The 17,233-nt window shown below is 63.3% G+C and carries 18 protein-coding genes and 1 tRNA gene; 10 read left to right on the top strand and 9 right to left on the bottom strand.

What is annotated here, in order from left to right; all coding sequences use genetic code 11:
* Positions 1-61: 61 nt before the first annotated feature.
* The 5 genes from rsfS to VFF99_RS08165 all read right to left on the bottom strand — a co-directional run bounded on the left by rsfS (position 62) and on the right by VFF99_RS08165 (position 4,638).
* Positions 62-724, bottom strand: coding sequence for a ribosome silencing factor (rsfS, locus tag VFF99_RS08185; protein ID WP_325016746.1), 663 nt, complete (start codon positions 722-724; stop codon positions 62-64).
* Positions 724-1,386: a nicotinate-nucleotide adenylyltransferase gene (locus VFF99_RS08180; RefSeq protein WP_325016744.1), complete on the bottom strand. Its 663-nt coding sequence runs from the start codon at positions 1,384-1,386 to the stop codon at positions 724-726. Before VFF99_RS08180 ends, rsfS begins: the two co-directional genes overlap by 1 nt.
* Positions 1,377-2,294 (bottom strand): oxygen-dependent coproporphyrinogen oxidase, encoded by a 918-nt coding sequence (gene hemF / locus VFF99_RS08175; RefSeq protein WP_325016742.1) that lies wholly within the window; start codon positions 2,292-2,294, stop codon positions 1,377-1,379. The genes VFF99_RS08180 and hemF overlap by 10 nt, the downstream gene beginning before the upstream one ends.
* A gap of 242 nt (positions 2,295-2,536) precedes the next feature.
* The gene (purD, locus tag VFF99_RS08170; protein WP_325016740.1) at positions 2,537-3,814 is read right to left on the bottom strand and encodes a phosphoribosylamine--glycine ligase; all 1,278 of its coding nucleotides are present in this window, start codon (positions 3,812-3,814) and stop codon (positions 2,537-2,539) included.
* 98 nt (positions 3,815-3,912) lie between these two features.
* On the bottom strand, positions 3,913-4,638 hold the full coding sequence (locus tag VFF99_RS08165; RefSeq protein ID WP_325016738.1) for a YebC/PmpR family DNA-binding transcriptional regulator: 726 nt from the start codon (positions 4,636-4,638) through the stop codon (positions 3,913-3,915).
* Positions 4,639-4,781: 143 nt separating this feature from the next.
* Here VFF99_RS08165 and VFF99_RS08160 point away from each other — a divergent pair, with 143 nt between their 5' ends.
* From VFF99_RS08160 to VFF99_RS08140, 5 genes are all read left to right on the top strand, one after another.
* Positions 4,782-6,311 (top strand): DUF853 domain-containing protein, encoded by a 1,530-nt coding sequence (locus VFF99_RS08160; RefSeq protein ID WP_325016737.1) that lies wholly within the window; start codon positions 4,782-4,784, stop codon positions 6,309-6,311.
* Positions 6,312-6,445: 134 nt separating this feature from the next.
* A complete protein-coding gene (locus tag VFF99_RS08155) occupies positions 6,446-7,225 on the top strand; it encodes an SDR family oxidoreductase (RefSeq protein WP_325016735.1) in 780 nt (259 codons plus the stop codon).
* A gap of 13 nt (positions 7,226-7,238) precedes the next feature.
* The gene (locus VFF99_RS08150) at positions 7,239-7,631 is read left to right on the top strand and encodes a methylglyoxal synthase (RefSeq protein ID WP_325016733.1); all 393 of its coding nucleotides are present in this window, start codon (positions 7,239-7,241) and stop codon (positions 7,629-7,631) included.
* 9 nt (positions 7,632-7,640) lie between these two features.
* Positions 7,641-8,615, top strand: a complete 975-nt coding sequence (locus VFF99_RS08145; RefSeq protein WP_325016731.1) for a quinone oxidoreductase — start codon at positions 7,641-7,643, stop codon at positions 8,613-8,615.
* Entirely contained in the window at positions 8,612-8,767 is a 156-nt protein-coding gene (locus VFF99_RS08140) for a hypothetical protein (protein WP_325016729.1), read from the top strand. The genes VFF99_RS08145 and VFF99_RS08140 overlap by 4 nt, the downstream gene beginning before the upstream one ends.
* A gap of 178 nt (positions 8,768-8,945) precedes the next feature.
* Here the strand turns inward: VFF99_RS08140 and VFF99_RS08135 are convergent, their stop codons facing one another.
* Together VFF99_RS08135 and VFF99_RS08130 are read right to left on the bottom strand one after the other, a co-directional pair.
* Positions 8,946-9,581: a DUF4136 domain-containing protein gene (locus VFF99_RS08135; RefSeq protein ID WP_325016727.1), complete on the bottom strand. Its 636-nt coding sequence runs from the start codon at positions 9,579-9,581 to the stop codon at positions 8,946-8,948.
* 83 nt (positions 9,582-9,664) lie between these two features.
* On the bottom strand, positions 9,665-10,006 hold the full coding sequence (locus tag VFF99_RS08130; RefSeq protein ID WP_325016726.1) for a hypothetical protein: 342 nt from the start codon (positions 10,004-10,006) through the stop codon (positions 9,665-9,667).
* 70 nt (positions 10,007-10,076) lie between these two features.
* Between VFF99_RS08130 and pepN the strand changes: the two genes are divergently transcribed.
* From pepN to VFF99_RS08115, 3 genes are all read left to right on the top strand, one after another.
* Positions 10,077-12,743, top strand: coding sequence for an aminopeptidase N (gene pepN, locus VFF99_RS08125; protein WP_325016724.1), 2,667 nt, complete (start codon positions 10,077-10,079; stop codon positions 12,741-12,743).
* Positions 12,744-12,769: 26 nt separating this feature from the next.
* Entirely contained in the window at positions 12,770-13,771 is a 1,002-nt protein-coding gene (locus tag VFF99_RS08120; protein WP_325016722.1) for a class 1 fructose-bisphosphatase, read from the top strand.
* A gap of 90 nt (positions 13,772-13,861) precedes the next feature.
* Positions 13,862-13,937 (top strand) — tRNA-Thr (locus VFF99_RS08115).
* A 78-nt stretch (positions 13,938-14,015) separates the two neighbouring features.
* On the opposite strand, the gene VFF99_RS08110 is transcribed toward VFF99_RS08115, so the two are convergent.
* Positions 14,016-14,588 (bottom strand): TetR/AcrR family transcriptional regulator, encoded by a 573-nt coding sequence (locus tag VFF99_RS08110; RefSeq protein WP_325016720.1) that lies wholly within the window; start codon positions 14,586-14,588, stop codon positions 14,016-14,018.
* Positions 14,589-14,753: 165 nt separating this feature from the next.
* Here VFF99_RS08110 and VFF99_RS08105 point away from each other — a divergent pair, with 165 nt between their 5' ends.
* Positions 14,754-15,503 carry an SDR family oxidoreductase gene (locus VFF99_RS08105; RefSeq protein WP_325016718.1) on the top strand — a complete coding sequence of 250 codons (750 nt, stop codon included), beginning with the start codon at positions 14,754-14,756 and terminating at the stop codon, positions 15,501-15,503.
* Between the two features lie 38 nt (positions 15,504-15,541).
* Here the strand turns inward: VFF99_RS08105 and VFF99_RS08100 are convergent, their stop codons facing one another.
* Positions 15,542-16,066: a PaaI family thioesterase gene (locus tag VFF99_RS08100; protein ID WP_325016716.1), complete on the bottom strand. Its 525-nt coding sequence runs from the start codon at positions 16,064-16,066 to the stop codon at positions 15,542-15,544.
* A 133-nt stretch (positions 16,067-16,199) separates the two neighbouring features.
* On the opposite strand from VFF99_RS08100, the gene VFF99_RS08095 reads away from it, so the two are divergent.
* Positions 16,200-17,233: MFS transporter (locus VFF99_RS08095; RefSeq protein ID WP_325016714.1), on the top strand; the 1,034-nt coding region annotated here is incomplete at its 3' end.

The raw sequence follows: 17,233 nt of genomic DNA, 5'->3' as shown, positions 1-17,233 counted from the left end.
CGTCTTCGATCCAGGCGGGCATCTTGTGGCCCACCGCGGCGATGATGAGCTGCATGGCAGCTTATTTGGCGGTCGTCCGTTTGGCGGCTGTCTTCCTTGGCGCGGCGCTCTTGGTTGCGGCGACCTTCACGGTCTTTCCGGCTGGGGTCCTGGCGGCGGTTTTTCGTGCGGTGGTCTTGGTGGCTGCGGTCTTGGCGGCAGTCGTCTTTGTTGCCGCAGTCTTTGTGGCCGTCGTCTTGCGGGCCGCGGTCTTGCGGGCCGGCTTCTTCGGCTCGTCGTCGTCCAGCGTGGTCTGGCTGGCGGCGATGTGGGTCGAGCGCTTGCGCGCCGGTTTGGCTTCGCCATCCTCGGCGGCGGCGGCCGTCTTTTTCGCCGTGCGCTTGGCGGCGCCGAACTTCACTTCCTTCTCGCCCCAGATTTCCTCGAGGCGGTAGTAGTCGCGGATCGCCGGCTGCATGATGTGCACGACCATGTCGCCAAGGTCCACCAGCACCCATTCGCCGGTTTCCTCGCCCTCGATGCTGACGACGTTGCCGCCCTTTTCCTTGACCTTGTCGCGCACCGAGGCAGCCAGTGCCTTGGTCTGGCGGTTGGAAGTACCGGAAGCGATGGCCAGGCGGTCGAACATGCTGGTCAGATGGACGGTGTCGTAGACGCGGATGTCTTGACCTTTCACGTCTTCAAGAGCGTCGATGACGGCGGATTGCAGTTTTTTGATGTCCATTAGTTTCTATAGAGATGGTGTTGTTTTATATAGTCTAGCACCCCGGCCGGGATCAGCGAGGCGACATCCGCGCCGTTCCCGAGGGCAGCACGGATTTGCGTCGCCGAAATATCGATCGCGAGCTGTGATGCCACATAGGCCAAACCCTTCGGTGTGCCACGGATTTGCTCCGGCGTCGCCGCCCGCCGTGCGAATTCGCGCGCCACTTCCGGCGCCATTCCCGCATCGTCCACGCGAAAGCCGGGGCGGGAAGCCGCGCAGAGGTGCGCGTGCTCGAACAGCGCCTGCCAGTCCTTCCAGGTTTGCAATTGTTGCAACTGGTCCGCGCCGATCAGGAAGGCAATCGAGACGTCCGGCCCGAGTTCCTGCCGCAGCTCCCGCAAGGTGTCGATGGTATAGGTCGCTCCCGTGCGGCGGATCTCCCTGTCATCGACCACGACCGGCACGGCGAGTTGCCCGAAGGCCCGGCGCGCCATTTCCGCTCGGTGTTCCGGTGCAGTCTGCAGGCCCTGCTTCTGCCAGGGCTGGCCGGCGGGAATCACCCGCAGTTCGTCCGGCAGCAGCAGTTTGGCGAAGTAGCCGGCGAGGGCGACATGGCCATTGTGGACGGGGTCGAAGCTGCCGCCCAGCACGGCGATGCAGCGGTCTGCGCTCACACCCATTCGCGCGGTGTGAGGAAGTCGGTGTACAGCTTCGCTTCCGGCGTGCCCGGCTCGGGCTTCCAGTCGTAGCGCCACTTCACGACCGGCGGCATCGACATCAGGATCGATTCGGTGCGCCCGCCCGACTGCAGCCCGAACAGCGTGCCGCGGTCGAGCACGAGGTTGAATTCCACATAGCGCCCGCGCCGGTAGGCCTGGAAGTCGCGCTCGCGCTCGCCGTAGGGCATGTCCTTGCGGCGCTGCAGGAGCGGCACGTAGGCATCGATGAAGCCGTCGCCCACGCTGCGCAGCATGGCGAAGCTTTGCTCGAAGCCGAGTTCATGGAAGTCGTCAAAGAAAATGCCGCCCACGCCGCGCGGTTCCTGGCGGTGCTTCAGGTAGAAGTAATCGTCGCACCACTGCTTGAAGCGCGGGTGCAGGCCATCGCCGAAGGGGGCGAGCGCATCCTTGCACACCTGGTGGAAGTGCTGCGCATCTTCCTCGAAGCCGTAGTAGGGCGTGAGGTCCATGCCGCCGCCGAACCACCATACCGGCTCCTCGCCTTCCTTGGTCGCGGTGAAGAAGCGCACATTCATGTGCGAGGTCGGCGCATAAGGGTTGCGCGGGTGGAGCACCAGCGACACGCCCATCGCTTCCCAGCTGCGGCCGGCGATCTCCGGGCGGTTTGCTGCCGCGGTGGGCGGCAGGCTGGTGCCACTGACGTGCGAGAAGCCGATGCCGCCACGTTCGAGCACATTGCCTTCCTCGAGGATGCGCGAAATGCCCCCGCCCTTGATCGGGCTGGTGCCGTGCGGGCGTTCCCACTGGTCGACGATGAATTGCTTGCCGTCTACCTGTTCGAGCGCGGCGACGATGCGCTGCTGCAGGCCGAGCAGGTAGGCTTTGACGGTGTCGGGCGAGGTGGTCATGGGTGGCTTGGGGTGGATTGCGATCGGGTGATTGTACTGTGGGGGAGGGGGGACACGCAGGCGCCGTCACTCCGCGGGCGGGCGCCTTCTTTCATGTTGCCGCCTCACTTCCCCCCGTCATTCCGGCGAGGGCGGGAATCCAGTGTCTTTAACGCCGCTGGATTCCCGCCTTCGCCGGAATGACGTGGGAAGTGTTGCAGAAGATCGGCGGCTACGTCCCGCCTGCGGACGCCCGCAAAGGTTTACTGCCCGTGCCGCTTCAGCGCACGCCAGCCGATGTCGCGCCGGAACTGCGCGCCGTCGAAGCGGATGCTGTCCACCGCGTCATACGCATTTTTCTGCGCGATGCGCACGCTGTCACCAAGACCGACCACGCATAGCACGCGCCCGCCGGAGGTCACCAGCTTGCCGCCCGCCATCGTGGTGCCGGCGTGGAAAGTCACGCAGTCCGGCGTTTCGGCCGGGATACCGCTGATCACGTCGCCCTTGCGGGGCGACTCAGGATAATCGGCGGCGGCCATGACCACGCCCAGTGCGGTGCGGCGGTCCCATTCGAGTTCGACTTCGTCGAGCGTGCCGTCGACCGCGTGCTCCATCACGCTCACCAGGTCGGTCTTCAGACGGGCCATGATGGGCTGGGTTTCCGGATCGCCCATGCGGCAGTTGAATTCCAGCGTTTTCGGATTGCCCTTGGCGTCGATCATCAGGCCGGCATAGAGGAAACCGGTGTACGGAATGCCGTCCTTCTGCATGCCGAGCACGGTCGGGTTGATGATCTCGCGCATCACGCGCGCATGCAGCGACGGCGTCACGATCGGCGCGGGCGAGTAGGCGCCCATGCCGCCGGTGTTCGGGCCTTCGTCGTTATCCTTGAGGCGCTTGTGGTCCTGGCTGGTTGCCAGCGGCAGCACGTGCTTGCCGTCCACCATCACAATGAAGCTGGCTTCTTCACCGGCCAGGAATTCCTCGATCACCACGCGCGCACCGGCATCGCCCAGCTTGTTGTCGGACAACATCATCTCGACTGCGGCATGCGCCTCGTCGACGGTCATCGCCACGACGACGCCCTTGCCCGCGGCCAGGCCGTCGGCCTTGATCACAATCGGGGCGCCTTTCTGGTTGATGTACTTGCGCGCGGCCTGCACATCGGAAAAAGTCTGATAGTCCGCGGTCGGGATGCGGTGGCGCTTCATGAAGGCCTTGGCGAAGTCCTTGGAGCTTTCCAGTTGCGCGGCTTCCCTGGTCGGGCCGAAGATCTTCAAGCCCTGCTCGCGGAAGGTGTTGACGATGCCCGCGGCCAGCGGCGCTTCGGGGCCGACGACGGTAAAGGCGACGTTTTCCTTGATCGCAAACTGCGCCAGCCAGCCCGGATCGGTGATGTCGACGTTCTGCAGGCGCGCATCGGACGCAGTGCCGCCATTGCCCGGAGCAACATAAACCATTTGAATCCGCTCGGATTGCGCGAGCTTCCAAGCCAGGGCATGTTCGCGGCCGCCTGAACCGACTACCAGAATTTTCATGGAGATATCGAAAACGTTAATGGGAGCGCAGCGATTCAGGCTGCACTCCCCAATTTACTTGTGAAACGGGTAAAACGAAAGACAGAACGAGACGGCGTTTATTCTTCGATAACCGCGTTGGTGTAGACCTCTTGCACGTCGTCGAGATTCTCCAGCGCGTCGAGCAGTTTCTGCATCTTCACCGCGTCGTCGCCGGTGAACACGGTCTCGGTGGACGGCTTCATCACGATCTCCGCCATTTCCGCCTTGAAACCCGCCTTTTCCAGCGCATCCTTGACGGCGGAAAAATCGTTCGGGGCGGTAAGCACTTCGATGCCGCCTTCGTCGTCGGTAACGACATCTTCGGCGCCGGCTTCGAGCGCCGCTTCCATCAGCTTGTCTTCATCGGTGCCCGGTGCAAAGAACAGCTGGCCGCAATGCTTGAACAGGAAGGCCACCGAACCTTCGGTGCCCATGTTGCCGCCGAACTTGCTGAATGCATGGCGCACTTCGGCCACCGTGCGCACGCGGTTGTCGGTCATGCAGTCAACGATGATCGCGGCACCGTTGATGCCGTAACCTTCGTAGCGGATTTCTTCATAGTTCGCGCCTTCCAGGCCGCCGGTGCCGCGCTGCACTGCGCGCGCCACGTTGTCCTTCGGCATGTTGGCGTCGGCCGCCTTTTCCACCGCCAGGCGCAGGCGCGGATTGCTGTCGATGTCGCCACCGCCGAGGCGGGCCGCGACCGTGATTTCCTTGATGAGACGCGTCCAGATCTTGCCGCGCTTGGCGTCAGCCGCGGCTTTCTTGTGCTTGATGTTGGCCCATTTACTGTGTCCAGCCATGGTATTTCTTTCTTGGAAGTGAACGAGGAAGGGCGGCGGCACCGCAGGATCCGATTCAAAATAGGTGGGTGCCCGTCCGAAAACCAATCTACAATTTTACCATATCGCCCCCTCCCAAAACTTGCCGGAAAGTCCATAAAACAATGTCCAAAAGTCTACTTATCGCCAAGAACCAGGAGCATGAACTTGCCCTGCTGTCCAACCTCGCCAACCGCCACGGCTGTATCACGGGCGCGACAGGCACCGGCAAGACGGTGACGTTGCAAGCGCTGGCACAGGCGCTGTCGGAGATCGGCGTGCCGGTCTTCATGGCCGACGTCAAGGGTGATCTGTCGGGCCTCGCGCGCCCGGGTTCGCCTGCGCCGCGCATCAAGGAACGGCTCGACCTGCTGAAACTGGATGAGCCGAAGTGGTCGGCCTGCCCGGTCACGTTCTGGGACGTATTCGGCGAGAAAGGCCACCCGGTGCGCGCCACGGTTTCCGACCTCGGTCCGCTGCTGCTTGCGCGCATGCTGAACCTGAACGAAGTGCAGGAAGGCGTGCTGCAGCTGGTGTTCAAGGTGGCCGACGATCTCGGCATGCTCTTGCTCGACCTCAAGGACCTGCGCGCGATGCTGCAGAACGTGGCGGAGAACGCCGGCGAGCTGCAGGCGGAGTACGGCAACATTTCTCCCGCCAGCGTCGGCGCCATCCAGCGCGGCCTGCTTGCCATCGAGGAGCAGGGCGGCGACAAGTTCTTCGGCGAGCCGATGCTCAACATCCTCGATTTCATGCAGACCGATGCGGGCGGCAAAGGCGTGGTGAATATCCTCGCCGCCGACAAGCTGCTGCATGCTCCGCGCCTGTACGCGGTGTTCCTGCTCTGGATGCTGGCCGAACTGTTCGAGCACCTGCCCGAGGTCGGCGACCTCGACAAGCCGAAGCTGGTGTTCTTCTTCGACGAGGCACACCTGCTGTTCGACGAGGCGCCCAAGGCCTTGCTGCAAAAGATCGAGCAGGTGGTGCGCCTGATCCGCTCCAAGGGCGTGGGCGTGTATTTCGTCACGCAGAATCCGCTCGACATTCCCGACACCGTGCTCGGCCAGCTCGGCAACCGCGTGCAGCACGCGCTTCGTGCTTTCACGCCGCGCGACCAGAAGGCGGTGCAGGCGGCCGCGGAAACCTTCCGGCCGAATCCGAAGCTGGATACCGCGCAGGTGATCACCGAACTCGGCGTGGGCGAAGCACTGGTGTCTTTCCTCGATGAAAAAGGACGCCCGAACATCGTCGAGCGCGCCTACATCATTCCGCCCGCATCGCAGATCGGCCCCGTCACGGACGATGAGCGCAAGGAAATCATGGCCAGTTCGGTCGTGGCCGGCGTGTACGAAAAATCCGTCGACCGCGAGTCCGCCTACGAAAAGCTGAAGGGCCGTGTCGAGAAGGAAATGCCGGCTGCGGAGGATGTGAAGCCCGCGAAAGGCAAGGGCAAGGCAACTGCCCCGGCGGAGGAACAGACGCATTCCGGCGGCGGTTTCGGCGATGCGCTCGGCGGCCTGTTCGGCGGAGGCGGCGTCGGCCGCCGCAAGGACACGATGGTGGAAGCCATGATCAAATCGGCCGCGCGCAGCATCGGCTCGCAGGTCGGGCGCGAGATCATTCGCGGCGTGCTCGGCTCGATCCTGAAGAAGTAGTCCGCTCCATGTAAGAAATTCATGTCCGGCGTACAATCGCCGGATGTCCTTCCGCACCCATTTTGCCGGCAACATGCACTGGCACGCCATGCGGAAGCGCATTTTTCATTCCGACAGCGAGCATAGGAAGAAACATGGATTTGGGAATTGCAGGAAAACACGCGCTGGTCTGCGGCGCCAGCAAGGGACTGGGGCGCGGTTGCGCGGAAGCGCTCGCCGCCGAAGGCGTGCACGTGACCATCGTCGCGCGCACCGCTGAAGCCCTGGAAGCGGCGGCGCAGGAGATCCGCCAGAAAACCGGCGCCACCATCACGGCCGTCGCCTGCGACATCACGACGCCCGAGGGCCGGGCGCAAGCGCTGGCTGCCTGCCCGCAGCCGGATATCCTCGTCACCAATGCCGGCGGGCCGCCGCCGGGCGACTTCCGCAATTGGACGCGCGAGAACTGGATCGCCGCGCTCGACGCCAACATGCTCACGCCCATCGAGCTGATCAAGGCCACGGTGGACGGCATGATCGCCCGCCGTTTCGGGCGCATTATCAACATCACTTCCAGCGCGGTGAAGGCGCCGATCGACATCCTCGGCCTGTCCAACGGCGCGCGGTCCGGCCTGACCGGCTTCGTCGCCGGCATCGCCAGAAAAACCGTCGCTCACAATGTCACCATCAACAACTTGCTGCCCGGCCAGTTCGATACCGACCGCCTGAAGAAAACGCTGGGCTCCGCCGCAGCGACGACAGGCAAGAGCGTGGACGATGTCTTCGAGGCGCGCCGCCAGCAGATTCCCGCGCAGCGTTTCGGCAATCCCGCCGAGTTTGGCGCGGTTTGTGCATTCCTGTGCAGTGTGCACGCCAGCTACATGACGGGCCAGAACGTGCTGCTCGACGGCGGCAACTACCCCGGAACATTCTGAATACGGAGGCGAAGTGAAAAAGCGCATCGCGCTCATTGCCCACGACCAGAAGAAGGACGAGATCGTCGAGCTCGCCGCCGAGTTCGCGGACCTGTTGCGCCAGTGCATACTCGTCGCGACCGGCACCACCGGCAAGCGCCTGCATGACGAAGTCGGGCTGACCATCGAACGCAAGCTGTCGGGTCCGTACGGCGGCGACCTGCAGATCGGCGCCGAACTGGTCGAGGGCAAGATCGACTGCGTGATTTTCCTGCGCGACCCCATGACGCCGCAGCCGCACGAGCCGGACATCAATGCGCTGGTGCGCGCCTGCGACGTGCACAACGTTCCGTGCGCGACCAACATCACATCGGCGCGGCTGCTGCTGTCGCAGCTGGTTCCGCATCACCACCACACCCATAATTAGGGAGAAAACATGGCAAAGGCAATTCGAATCAATGCGGTCGGCGGACCGGAGGTGATGGAGTACGTCGACGTCGAGGTCGGCGAACCCGGCCCGGGCGAGGCGCGCGTGCGCCAGATGGCCTGCGGACTGAACTACATCGATGTCTATTTCCGCACCGGCGCCTATCCGCAGCCGCTGCCGGCCGGGCTGGGCATGGAAGGCTCGGGCGTGGTGGAAGCGGTGGGCGAGGGCGTCACGCACGTAAAGCCCGGCGACCGCGTTGCCTATGCAGGCCGTCCCACGGGCGCTTATGCGGAGCTGCGCGTGATGCCGGCTTCGATCCTCGTCAAGCTGCCGGATTCGATCGACTTCGAGACCGGCGCGGCGATGATGCTGCAAGGGCTCACCGTGCAATACCTGTTCCGCCGCACCTACCCGCTCAAGGGCGGCGAGACCATCCTGTTCCACGCGGCCGCGGGCGGCGTCGGCCTGATCGCCTGCCAGTGGGCGCGCGCAATCGGCGTGACCATGATCGGCACCGTCGGTTCGGATGAAAAGGCCGCGCTGGCCAAAGCGCACGGCTGCACGCACACCATCAACTACAACACGGAAAATTTCGTCGAGCGCGTCAAGGAAATCACCGGCGGCAAGGGCGTGCCGGTCGTCTACGATTCGATCGGCAAGGACACATTCACCGGTTCGCTCGACTGCCTGTCGCCGCTCGGCATGATGGTCAGCTTCGGCAGCGCATCCGGCCCGGTCCCGGCGTTCACCCTGAATGAGCTCGCGTCGCGCGGCTCGCTGTTCATCACGCGTCCCTCGCTGTTCTCCTACACCGCGAAGCGCGAGGATCTCGACATCATGGCCGCCGATCTGTTCGGCATGGTCTCGAGCGGGAAGGTGAAGATCGACATCAACCAGCGTTATGCGCTCAAGGATGTCGGCCAGGCGCACCGCGACCTGGAAGCACGCAAGACCACCGGCTCCACCATCCTCCTGCCATGAACGACGACCGCGACAACCCGATGAACCACCCGCCTGAACAGCCGACAGGCAGCGACGGCGCGCCGAAGTTCGGACGCCTGCTGCTCATCCTCGGGGGTGCGGTGCTGGTGATCGTTGCGGTGACCTTCATTTCGGAAGCGCTGTATTCGTAGATGATTGGCGGGTTTCGCTGCGCTCTACCCACCCTACCGTCTGAGCGGTGCGCATGGTGGGTTTCGCTCACGCGCTACCCACCCTACCGTCCTCTATACAGAACCGTAGGGGGGGTAGAGTGCAGCGAAACCCACCATGCAAATAAAGAACCGCAACGCCGGCGAGCCAACGCCCCCACTATTCCATCTTTAACTCAATCCTCCGCGGCACCCCATTCTGCCCCGGAAACTCCGCAAACGCGCTGCGCACCATATAAGGCATGACCGTCGCCAGCGAAGGATTCGTTCCTTCGCTCACCACCGTCGTCTCGAACAGCTTCTTGTTATCCGCCATGCGCGCCAGCGACACGCGCAGCTGCCGGTTGAACAGCTGGTACTGCGACACCCGCTGCTCGACGATCGGCGGCCCGTACCAGAACGGATCGTAGAAGGGACTGTAGAACGGATGGTGCGGCCAATAGTGGCCGCGCCACGCCGGCCCATACCAGTAAGGATAGGGGTGAACCACCACCGGGTACACCTCGCGCACGTCGCGCCCATTGATGCTGTAGCTGAGCGCCGCCTTCAGCGCCGGCCGGGTCCCGCTCGGCGCCTCGCTGAAGCCCAGCCTGTTCAACTCGTTGCGCACCAGGTTTTCGTAGTTCCGGTATTCGAGGCTGTCGTTCTGTTCCTTCGTGCGCTCGAAGACATAGGACTTGTCGGGCAAGGTGTCCGGCCATTCGTGGAAACTGGTCACGTCGCTGCGGATGATCGTGCCGCAGCCCGCAACCAGGGTGCTGACGGCCAGGATACAGGCGGACAGCAGTGCTCTCATGATTCCCTCCAGCGGATTCGGTTCGATGTCAGTGTAGAAATTAGGTCTGGACGCGTGGAAAAAAATCCGTAAATTTTTGTAACTCACCTGGGGCTTTCGAAGAAGATGTAATTCGAGCCGTAGTCGCTGACTTCGAAATACACCTTCTTTTCGCCGGCATCGGCCGCCATGTTCAGGTTCTCGTCCAGCACGCCGTAACCGTAGCGGTAAGGGCGCGGCCGGTTGTCGTCGGTGCCGAGCGCCGTTGAAATCTTGTCCACGCGGATGAAGCGACGCACCAGCTTGTCGCCTGCGTACACTTCGAGCACGCCGTTGGTGCCGGTCCAGTTCTGCACGCCCCGGCTGATCTGGTTCTGCTGCTCCTGGGTGCAGGCGGCCAGCAATGCTGTAATGGCAACTACGAAAAGCGCAAAGGATGATTTCATGGCGATGGGTCCTGCCCGCTGTCGGTTGGTAAAATAGCAGTTTGCACCATTATCACCCGGCTACCAGCTTATGCGCACCGATACTCCCCAGACGATTTACCGCAAGGATTACACGCCGCCCAGCCATTGGGTCGACACGGTCGAAATGGGTTTCGACCTTGATCCGGAAGCTACCCACGTCGCCACCCGCATGACCATGCGCCGCAATCCCGACAGCCCGAACAAGAGCCTCGTGCTGTACGGCGAAGCCTTGCGCCTGGAGCAACTGCGCATGAACGGCAAGGCGCTGTCCAAGCGCGCCTACGCGCTCGGCCGCGGCACGCTGGAAATCTTCAACCCGCCCGACAAGTTCACGCTCGAGATCGAAACCGTCACGCATCCGAACATGAATACGTCGCTGATGGGCCTCTATGTGTCCAACGGCAACTTCTTCACGCAATGCGAGGCGGAAGGCTTCCGCAAGATCACCTACTTCCCCGACCGCCCCGATGTGATGGCGAAGTACACCGTGATGCTGCGTGCCGACAAGGAAAAATATCCGGTGCTGCTGTCCAACGGCAACCTGGTTGAGCAGGGCGACCTCGGCGATGGCCGGCACTATGCGCTGTGGGAAGACCCGTTCAGGAAGCCGTCCTACCTGTTCGCACTCGTTGCGGGCAATCTGGTATGTCAGGAAGAAACCTATACCCTCAAGTCCGGACGCGAAGTGCTGCTGCAGGTGTGGGTGGAAGAGGGCAACCTCGACAAGACCCAGCACGCGATGGATTCGCTCAAGAACAGCATCCGCTGGGACGAGGAACGCTTCGGGCTGGAACTGGACCTCGACCGCTTCATGATCGTCGCCGTGAGCGACTTCAACATGGGCGCGATGGAAAACAAGGGCCTGAACATCTTCAACACCAAGTTCGTGCTCGCCAATCCGCGCCTCGCCACCGACACCGACTACGCGGGCATCGAATCCGTCGTCGGCCACGAATATTTCCACAACTGGACCGGCAACCGCGTCACCTGCCGCGACTGGTTCCAGCTTTCGCTCAAGGAAGGCCTCACCGTCTTCCGCGACCAGGAATTCTCGGCCGACCTGATCGGCTCCGACAGCGGCCGCGCGGTCAAGCGCATCGAGGACGTGCGCGTGCTGCGCCAGGCCCAGTTCCCCGAAGACGCCGGCCCGATGGCGCACCCGGTGCGCCCCGACTCCTACGTCGAGATCAACAACTTCTACACCGTCACGATCTACGAAAAGGGTGCGGAAGTGGTCCGCATGTACCAGACCCTGCTCGGCCGCGACGGCTTCCGCAAGGGCATGGACCTCTACTTCCAGCGCCACGACGGGCAGGCGGTCGAATGCGACGACTTCCGCCGCGCGATGGCCGACGCCAACGGCCGCGACCTGAAACAGTTCGAGCTGTGGTACAGCCAGGCCGGCACGCCGCGCGTGAAGGTGGAAACGGAATACGACGCCGAAGCGCAGACCTATGCCGTCACCCTGACGCAATCCTGCCCGCCCACACCGGGCCAGGGCGTCAAGCAGCCCTTCCATATTCCTGTCGCGATCGGCCTGCTCGATGCACGCGGCAAGGACATCCCGCTGCAGCTCGAAGGCGCAGAGCAGGACACTGCCCCGCAAACCATGGTGCTGGAACTCACGGAAGCCACGCAGACCTTCCGCTTCAAGCAGGTCGCGGAACGCCCGGTGCCCTCGGTGCTGCGCGGATTCTCCGCGCCGGTCGTGCTCGACATCGAATACACCGACGAGGAACTTGCCTTCCTCATGGCCAACGACAGCGACGCCTTCAACCGCTGGGAAGCCGGGCAACGCCTGGCCATGCGCCGCATGCTGTCGCTGACGGAAGCGGTGCAAAACAACCAGGCGCTGAGCGATGCCGAGCTCGAGGAAAACGTACTGAACGACGCCTTCCGCGCCACGCTCAACAACAACGGGCTCGATGCCGCCTTCCGCGAACTGGCGCTCACCCTGCCCGCCGAAACCGTTGTCGCGGAACAGATGGAAGTCATCGACCCGCACGCCATCCACGCCGTGCGCCGCTTCCTGCGCCGCTCGCTCGCCTCCGGCCTGCGCGTGGACTGGATGGTCGCCTACCAGGCCAATCGCACACCCGGCACCTACAGCCCCGACCCGATCTCCGCCGGCAAGCGCGGACTGAAAAACCTCGCGCTGTCCTACATCCTCGAAAACGACGACGCCGAAGCGCACCACCTCGCGCAGACCCAGTACGACAATGCGAACAACATGACCGACCGCATTGCCGCACTGGGCGCCCTGGCCAACAGCAGCGCACCGGGCCGCGAAGACGCCCTGCAAAGCTTCTACAAGGAATTCGAGCGGGAAGCCCTGGTCATCGACAAATGGTTCGCGCTGCAGGCGATGGCCCGCACCACCGACGCCGCCGCTGTGCGCGAATTGATGAAGCACCCGGCCTTCACGCTCAAGAACCCGAACCGTGCGCGCAGCCTGATCTTCAGCTTCTGCAACGGCAACCCGTCGCAGTTCCACGCGGTGGACGGCAGCGGCTACGCCTTCTGGGCCGACCAGGTGATCGCCCTCAACGCGATCAACCCGCAGGTCGCCGCGCGCCTGGCCCGCAGCCTTGACCGCTGGCGCAAGTACGCGCCCGCCCTGCAGGAAAAGATGCATGCCGCCCTGAAGAAGGTCGCCCGCACCAAGGACCTGTCGAAGGACGTGCTCGAAGTCATTACCAAATCCCTATCCAACTAACCATCAAGCACTTACCGGAAAAATCCATGAAAAGAGTCAGCCTGACGCAGTACCTAGTGGAAGAACAGCGTCTCTACAACAACATCCCCGCCGAACTGCGCCTGCTGATCGAAGTGGTCGCGCGTTCCTGCAAGACCATCAGCCACGCCGTCAGCAAGGGCGCGCTGGGCGAAGTGCTCGGCAGCGCCGGCAGCGAAAACGTGCAGGGCGAAGTGCAGAAAAAGCTCGACGTCATTTCCAACGAAATGCTCCTCGAAGCCAATGAGTGGGGCGGCCACCTCGCCGCCATGGCCTCGGAAGAGATGGAAGAAATCTTCCCCATCCCCAATCGCTATCCCAAGGGCGAATACCTGCTCCTGTTCGATCCGCTCGACGGCTCCAGCAACATCGACGTCAACGTCTCGATCGGCACCATCTTCTCAGTGCTGAAGGCGCCGGAAGGCATGGCCGACCCGACCGAAAAGGATTTCCTCCAGTGCGGCGCCAAGCAGGTCGCAGCCGGCTACGCTGTGTACGGCCCGCAGACGGTGCTCGTGCTCACCACCGGCAACGGCGTCAACTGCTTCACGCTCGACCGCGAGATGGGCTCCTGGGTCCTCACCCAGCGCGACATGCGCATACCCACGGAAACGAAGGAATTCGCGATCAACGCCTCCAACGCCCGCCACTGGTACCCGCCGGTCAAGCGCTACGTTGACGAAATGCTCGCCGGCGAAACCGGCCCGCGCCAGAAGAACTTCAACATGCGCTGGATCGCGTCCATGGTCGCCGACGTGCACCGCATCCTCAACCGCGGCGGCATCTTCATGTACCCGGCCGACGCCCGCGAACCGGACAAGCCGGGCAAGCTGCGCCTGATGTACGAAGCCAATCCCATGGCCTTCATCGTCGAACAGGCCGGCGGCGCCGCCACCAACGGCAAGCAGCGCATCCTCGACATCCAGCCGCAGAAACTGCACGAACGCGTGGCCGTGTTCCTGGGCTCGCGCAGCGAGGTGGAGCGGGTGACGAGCTACCACGCGGAGTGATGTTTCCGGGGGTGATGTCTTTAAGGAAAGAAGGGGAATTACCCCCGCACTAGCGGAGCAGTAACTTTTTTTGGTAAAATGCGCGTTTTCGCTGATGTAGCTCAGTTGGTAGAGCAACTGATTCGTAATCAGTAGGTCGGAGGTTCGACTCCTCTCATCAGCACCAGTATCGATGCGGGTTAGCAGTCAAAAGCTGCTAACCCGCATTTTGTTTTGGGCCGGCCGATATTCTGATGCCTCTGCATCAAGACCCCAACTTCACCGCCTTCCGCGCCGCCGCCAGCACCTCATCCGACATCGCCTTCCTCCCCAGCGCCCGGCTGATTACAATCGCCCCGACCATCTGCGCCAGCAAGGCCATCGCCTGTTCCTTCCGATGTTCCTGCGAATTCCCCGGCATGTACGCCGCCAGCGCCTCCAGCATCTGCCCGATTTCCCCGGCAAAGGCTTCGCGCAGTTCGGATTCCTGCCGCGACACTTCCGCACCGAGGGATGCGATCGCGCAGCCCCCTCCGGGCGCGTCGCGGTGCTTCGGCGACAGGTAGCTGTCGACGATCTCGCGCAATCCGCGCTCGCCTGCACTGTCGAGAATTTCGTTCCATCGCGCCGTGGTCTTTTCCAGCGCATGCGCCGCCGCTTCCGCGGCCAGTGCTTCCTTCGAGGCGAAATGACCGTAGAACGCGCCATGCGTCATGCCCGCTTCCCGCATCACGTCGGCGACCCCGACGTTGTCGAATCCGCGTTCGCGGAACAGCCTGCCGGCCGCCTCCAGGATGCGCTCGCGATTAACCGCCATCTGCTCGCGTGAGACTTTCATGATCCATCCTTGACTTTATACATGATGGCCATCATAATAAATTTAATCATGATAGTCATCATGATTATGAGCCGGCGCGGTTTTGCCGGATTTCACTATCGATCTGCGACACGGGAGTGACTGGGACCGCTCCGGGGATCGCTTTTTCTTCTGAAAGGAATGCAAATGAGATTCAAGGACAAAGTCGTGCTGGTCACCGGCGGCAACAGCGGCATCGGTCTGGCGACGGCGAAACGGGTGGCGGAGGAGGGCGGCAAGGTGATCATCACCGGCCGCGACCGCAACAGCCTGGATGCGGCCGTCGAGGCGATCGGTGCCAATGCGAACGGCGTTGTTGCGGATGTGACGAGCCTGGGCGATCTCGATCGCCTGTATGCCGGCATCCGCGAGCGGTACGGCCGGCTAGATGGGCTGTTCGCAAACGCCGGGATCGCGACTTTCCAACCGATCGAGACGGTGACCGAGGCGACCTACGACACGCTGATGAATACCAACGTCAAGGGCGTGTTCTTCACGATCCAGAAGGCGATTCCCCTGCTGGCTGCCGGTTCGGCTGTTGTCGTGAACGCGTCGGTCGCGCAGGAGACGGGGTCGCCGATGACGGCGGTCTATTCGGCCGGGAAGGCGGCGGTACGTTCGATGGCGCGCACCTTCTCGGGTGAACTGCTCGGACGCGGCATCCGCGTGAATGCCGTGAGTCCCGGCCCCGTCGAGACGCCGATCTGGCAGCGCACCGGCGGCATACCGAAGGAGGCGGCGGCGGGGATGGTCGCGCGGATCAAGGAAAGCAATCCGATGAAGCGCTACGGCAAGCCGGAAGAGGTGGCAGCAGCCGTTGCCTTCCTGCTGTCGCCGGAATCTTCGTACATGGCTGGGTCGACCATCTATGTCGACGGCGGGGCCACGCAGTTGTAACGAAGCGATGCAGCCGGGTCTCCCGGCTGCATGTCCGCTTAGATGGGGAACACGAGGCAGGTCGTGGTGGCGTGCGAGTACAGCTTGCCTTGCGCGTCGACGATGCGCCCTTCGGCCGTTGCGACCTGGCCGCCGAGATGGATGACCTTGCCTTCGGCACGGATCGGGCCGGTCTTGTCGGTCAGCGCGCGCACGAAGTTGATCTTCAGCTCCAGCGTGGTGTAGCCCTTGCCGGCGGGGAGCAGGCTGTGGATGGCGCAGCCGACGCAGGAGTCGAGCAGCGTGGCCGCGTAGCCTCCGTGTACCGAGCCGATGGGGTTGTAGTGCTGCGGCCCGGGCGTTCCCTGGAACACCACGAGGCCGGGCTCCACCTTCACAGGGACGAAGTCCAGCAGCTCGGCGATGGGCGCGGGCGGCAGTTCGCCCCGCATGATGCCGCGCAGGAAATCCACACCGGCGTGCTCGCGCAATTGCTCGCGGGAGGCCACGCCGGCCGGCATCAGGGAGGGACGCACGGCAGCCTCGTCGGCTTGCCACTCTTTCAAGGGTTCTTGCAGGTTCATTACTTGTCTCGCGTGATGGTGGGGGTAAAAGCAGGTATTTTTCAGCGCAGTGCACAAAAAGGATGTACATACACTATAATCGATTCGCGAATATATGCATATACATCTGATGCGCCGGGCGCAAGGAGGAAGGATGCAAAACCAGACTGAAATGACGCCGCGCGCGGCGTGGCTCTTGACCCTGGCGGCGGCGGCGATCCTGATGATCACCATGGGCGCGCGCCTGACTACCGGGCTGTTCGTCTCACCCATCAATACTTCGACCGGCCTCGGCATCGTGTCGATCAGCTTCGCGATGGCGGTCGGCCAGTTCATGTGGGGTGCGTCGCAGCCGATCTTCGGCGCGATCGCGGACAAGCACGGGCCGGGCAAGGTGATTGTCGCCGGCGCCATCATGCTGGCCGTCGGCACCGCACTCACGCCGTTCATGGACTCCCAGTGGGGCTTGCTGATGACGCTCGGGATCCTGAGCGCGGCGGGCGCCGGCGCGGGCAGTTTCTCGATCCTGATCGGCGCCACGTCGCAGCGCCTTCCCGCCGAACGCCGTGCGTTTGCCGCGGGCTTCATCAATGCGGGCGGCTCCTTCGGCCAGTTCGTCTTCGCGCCGCTCATGCAAGCGATCATCAACGGCGCGGGCTGGGTGGCGGCGATGCTGACCATGGCGGCCACGACGCTGCTGACCATTCCGCTTGCATGGCCGCTGCGCCGCCGCAGTGCGCCTGCATCCCAGCCGCAGGCAGCCGATCCTTCGCACGTCGGCCTGAAGCAGCAGCTGAAGATCGCACTGCGCGACCCGAGCTACCTGTTGCTGCACGCAGGCTTTTTCACCTGCGGCTTCCACATCGCTTTCCTCGTCACCCATTTGCCGGGCGAAGTGGCGCTGTGCAGCCTGCCTGCCGGCGTGTCCGCCACCGCGCTCGCGCTGATCGGCTTGTTCAACATCGCCGGCAGTCTGACTGCGGGCGCGCTGTCTTCCCGCATGCGGATGAAGTATCTCCTGGCCGCCATGTACGGCAGCCGCGCCGTGATGATCGTGATCTACCTGCTTGCGCCGAAGACCGAATGGACCTTCTACATCTTCGCCGCCGCGCTCGGCTTCACCTGGCTGGCAACGGTGCCGCCCACCGCCGGCCTCGTCGGCAAGCTGTTCGGCACGCGCTATCTCGC

This window comes from Noviherbaspirillum sp. (assembly GCF_035654295.1).
In the GTDB taxonomy this organism is placed as follows: domain Bacteria; phylum Pseudomonadota; class Gammaproteobacteria; order Burkholderiales; family Burkholderiaceae_D; genus Noviherbaspirillum.
Note: the sequence above shows the minus strand (reverse complement) of the source record. Positions and strands in the feature narration are given on the sequence as shown.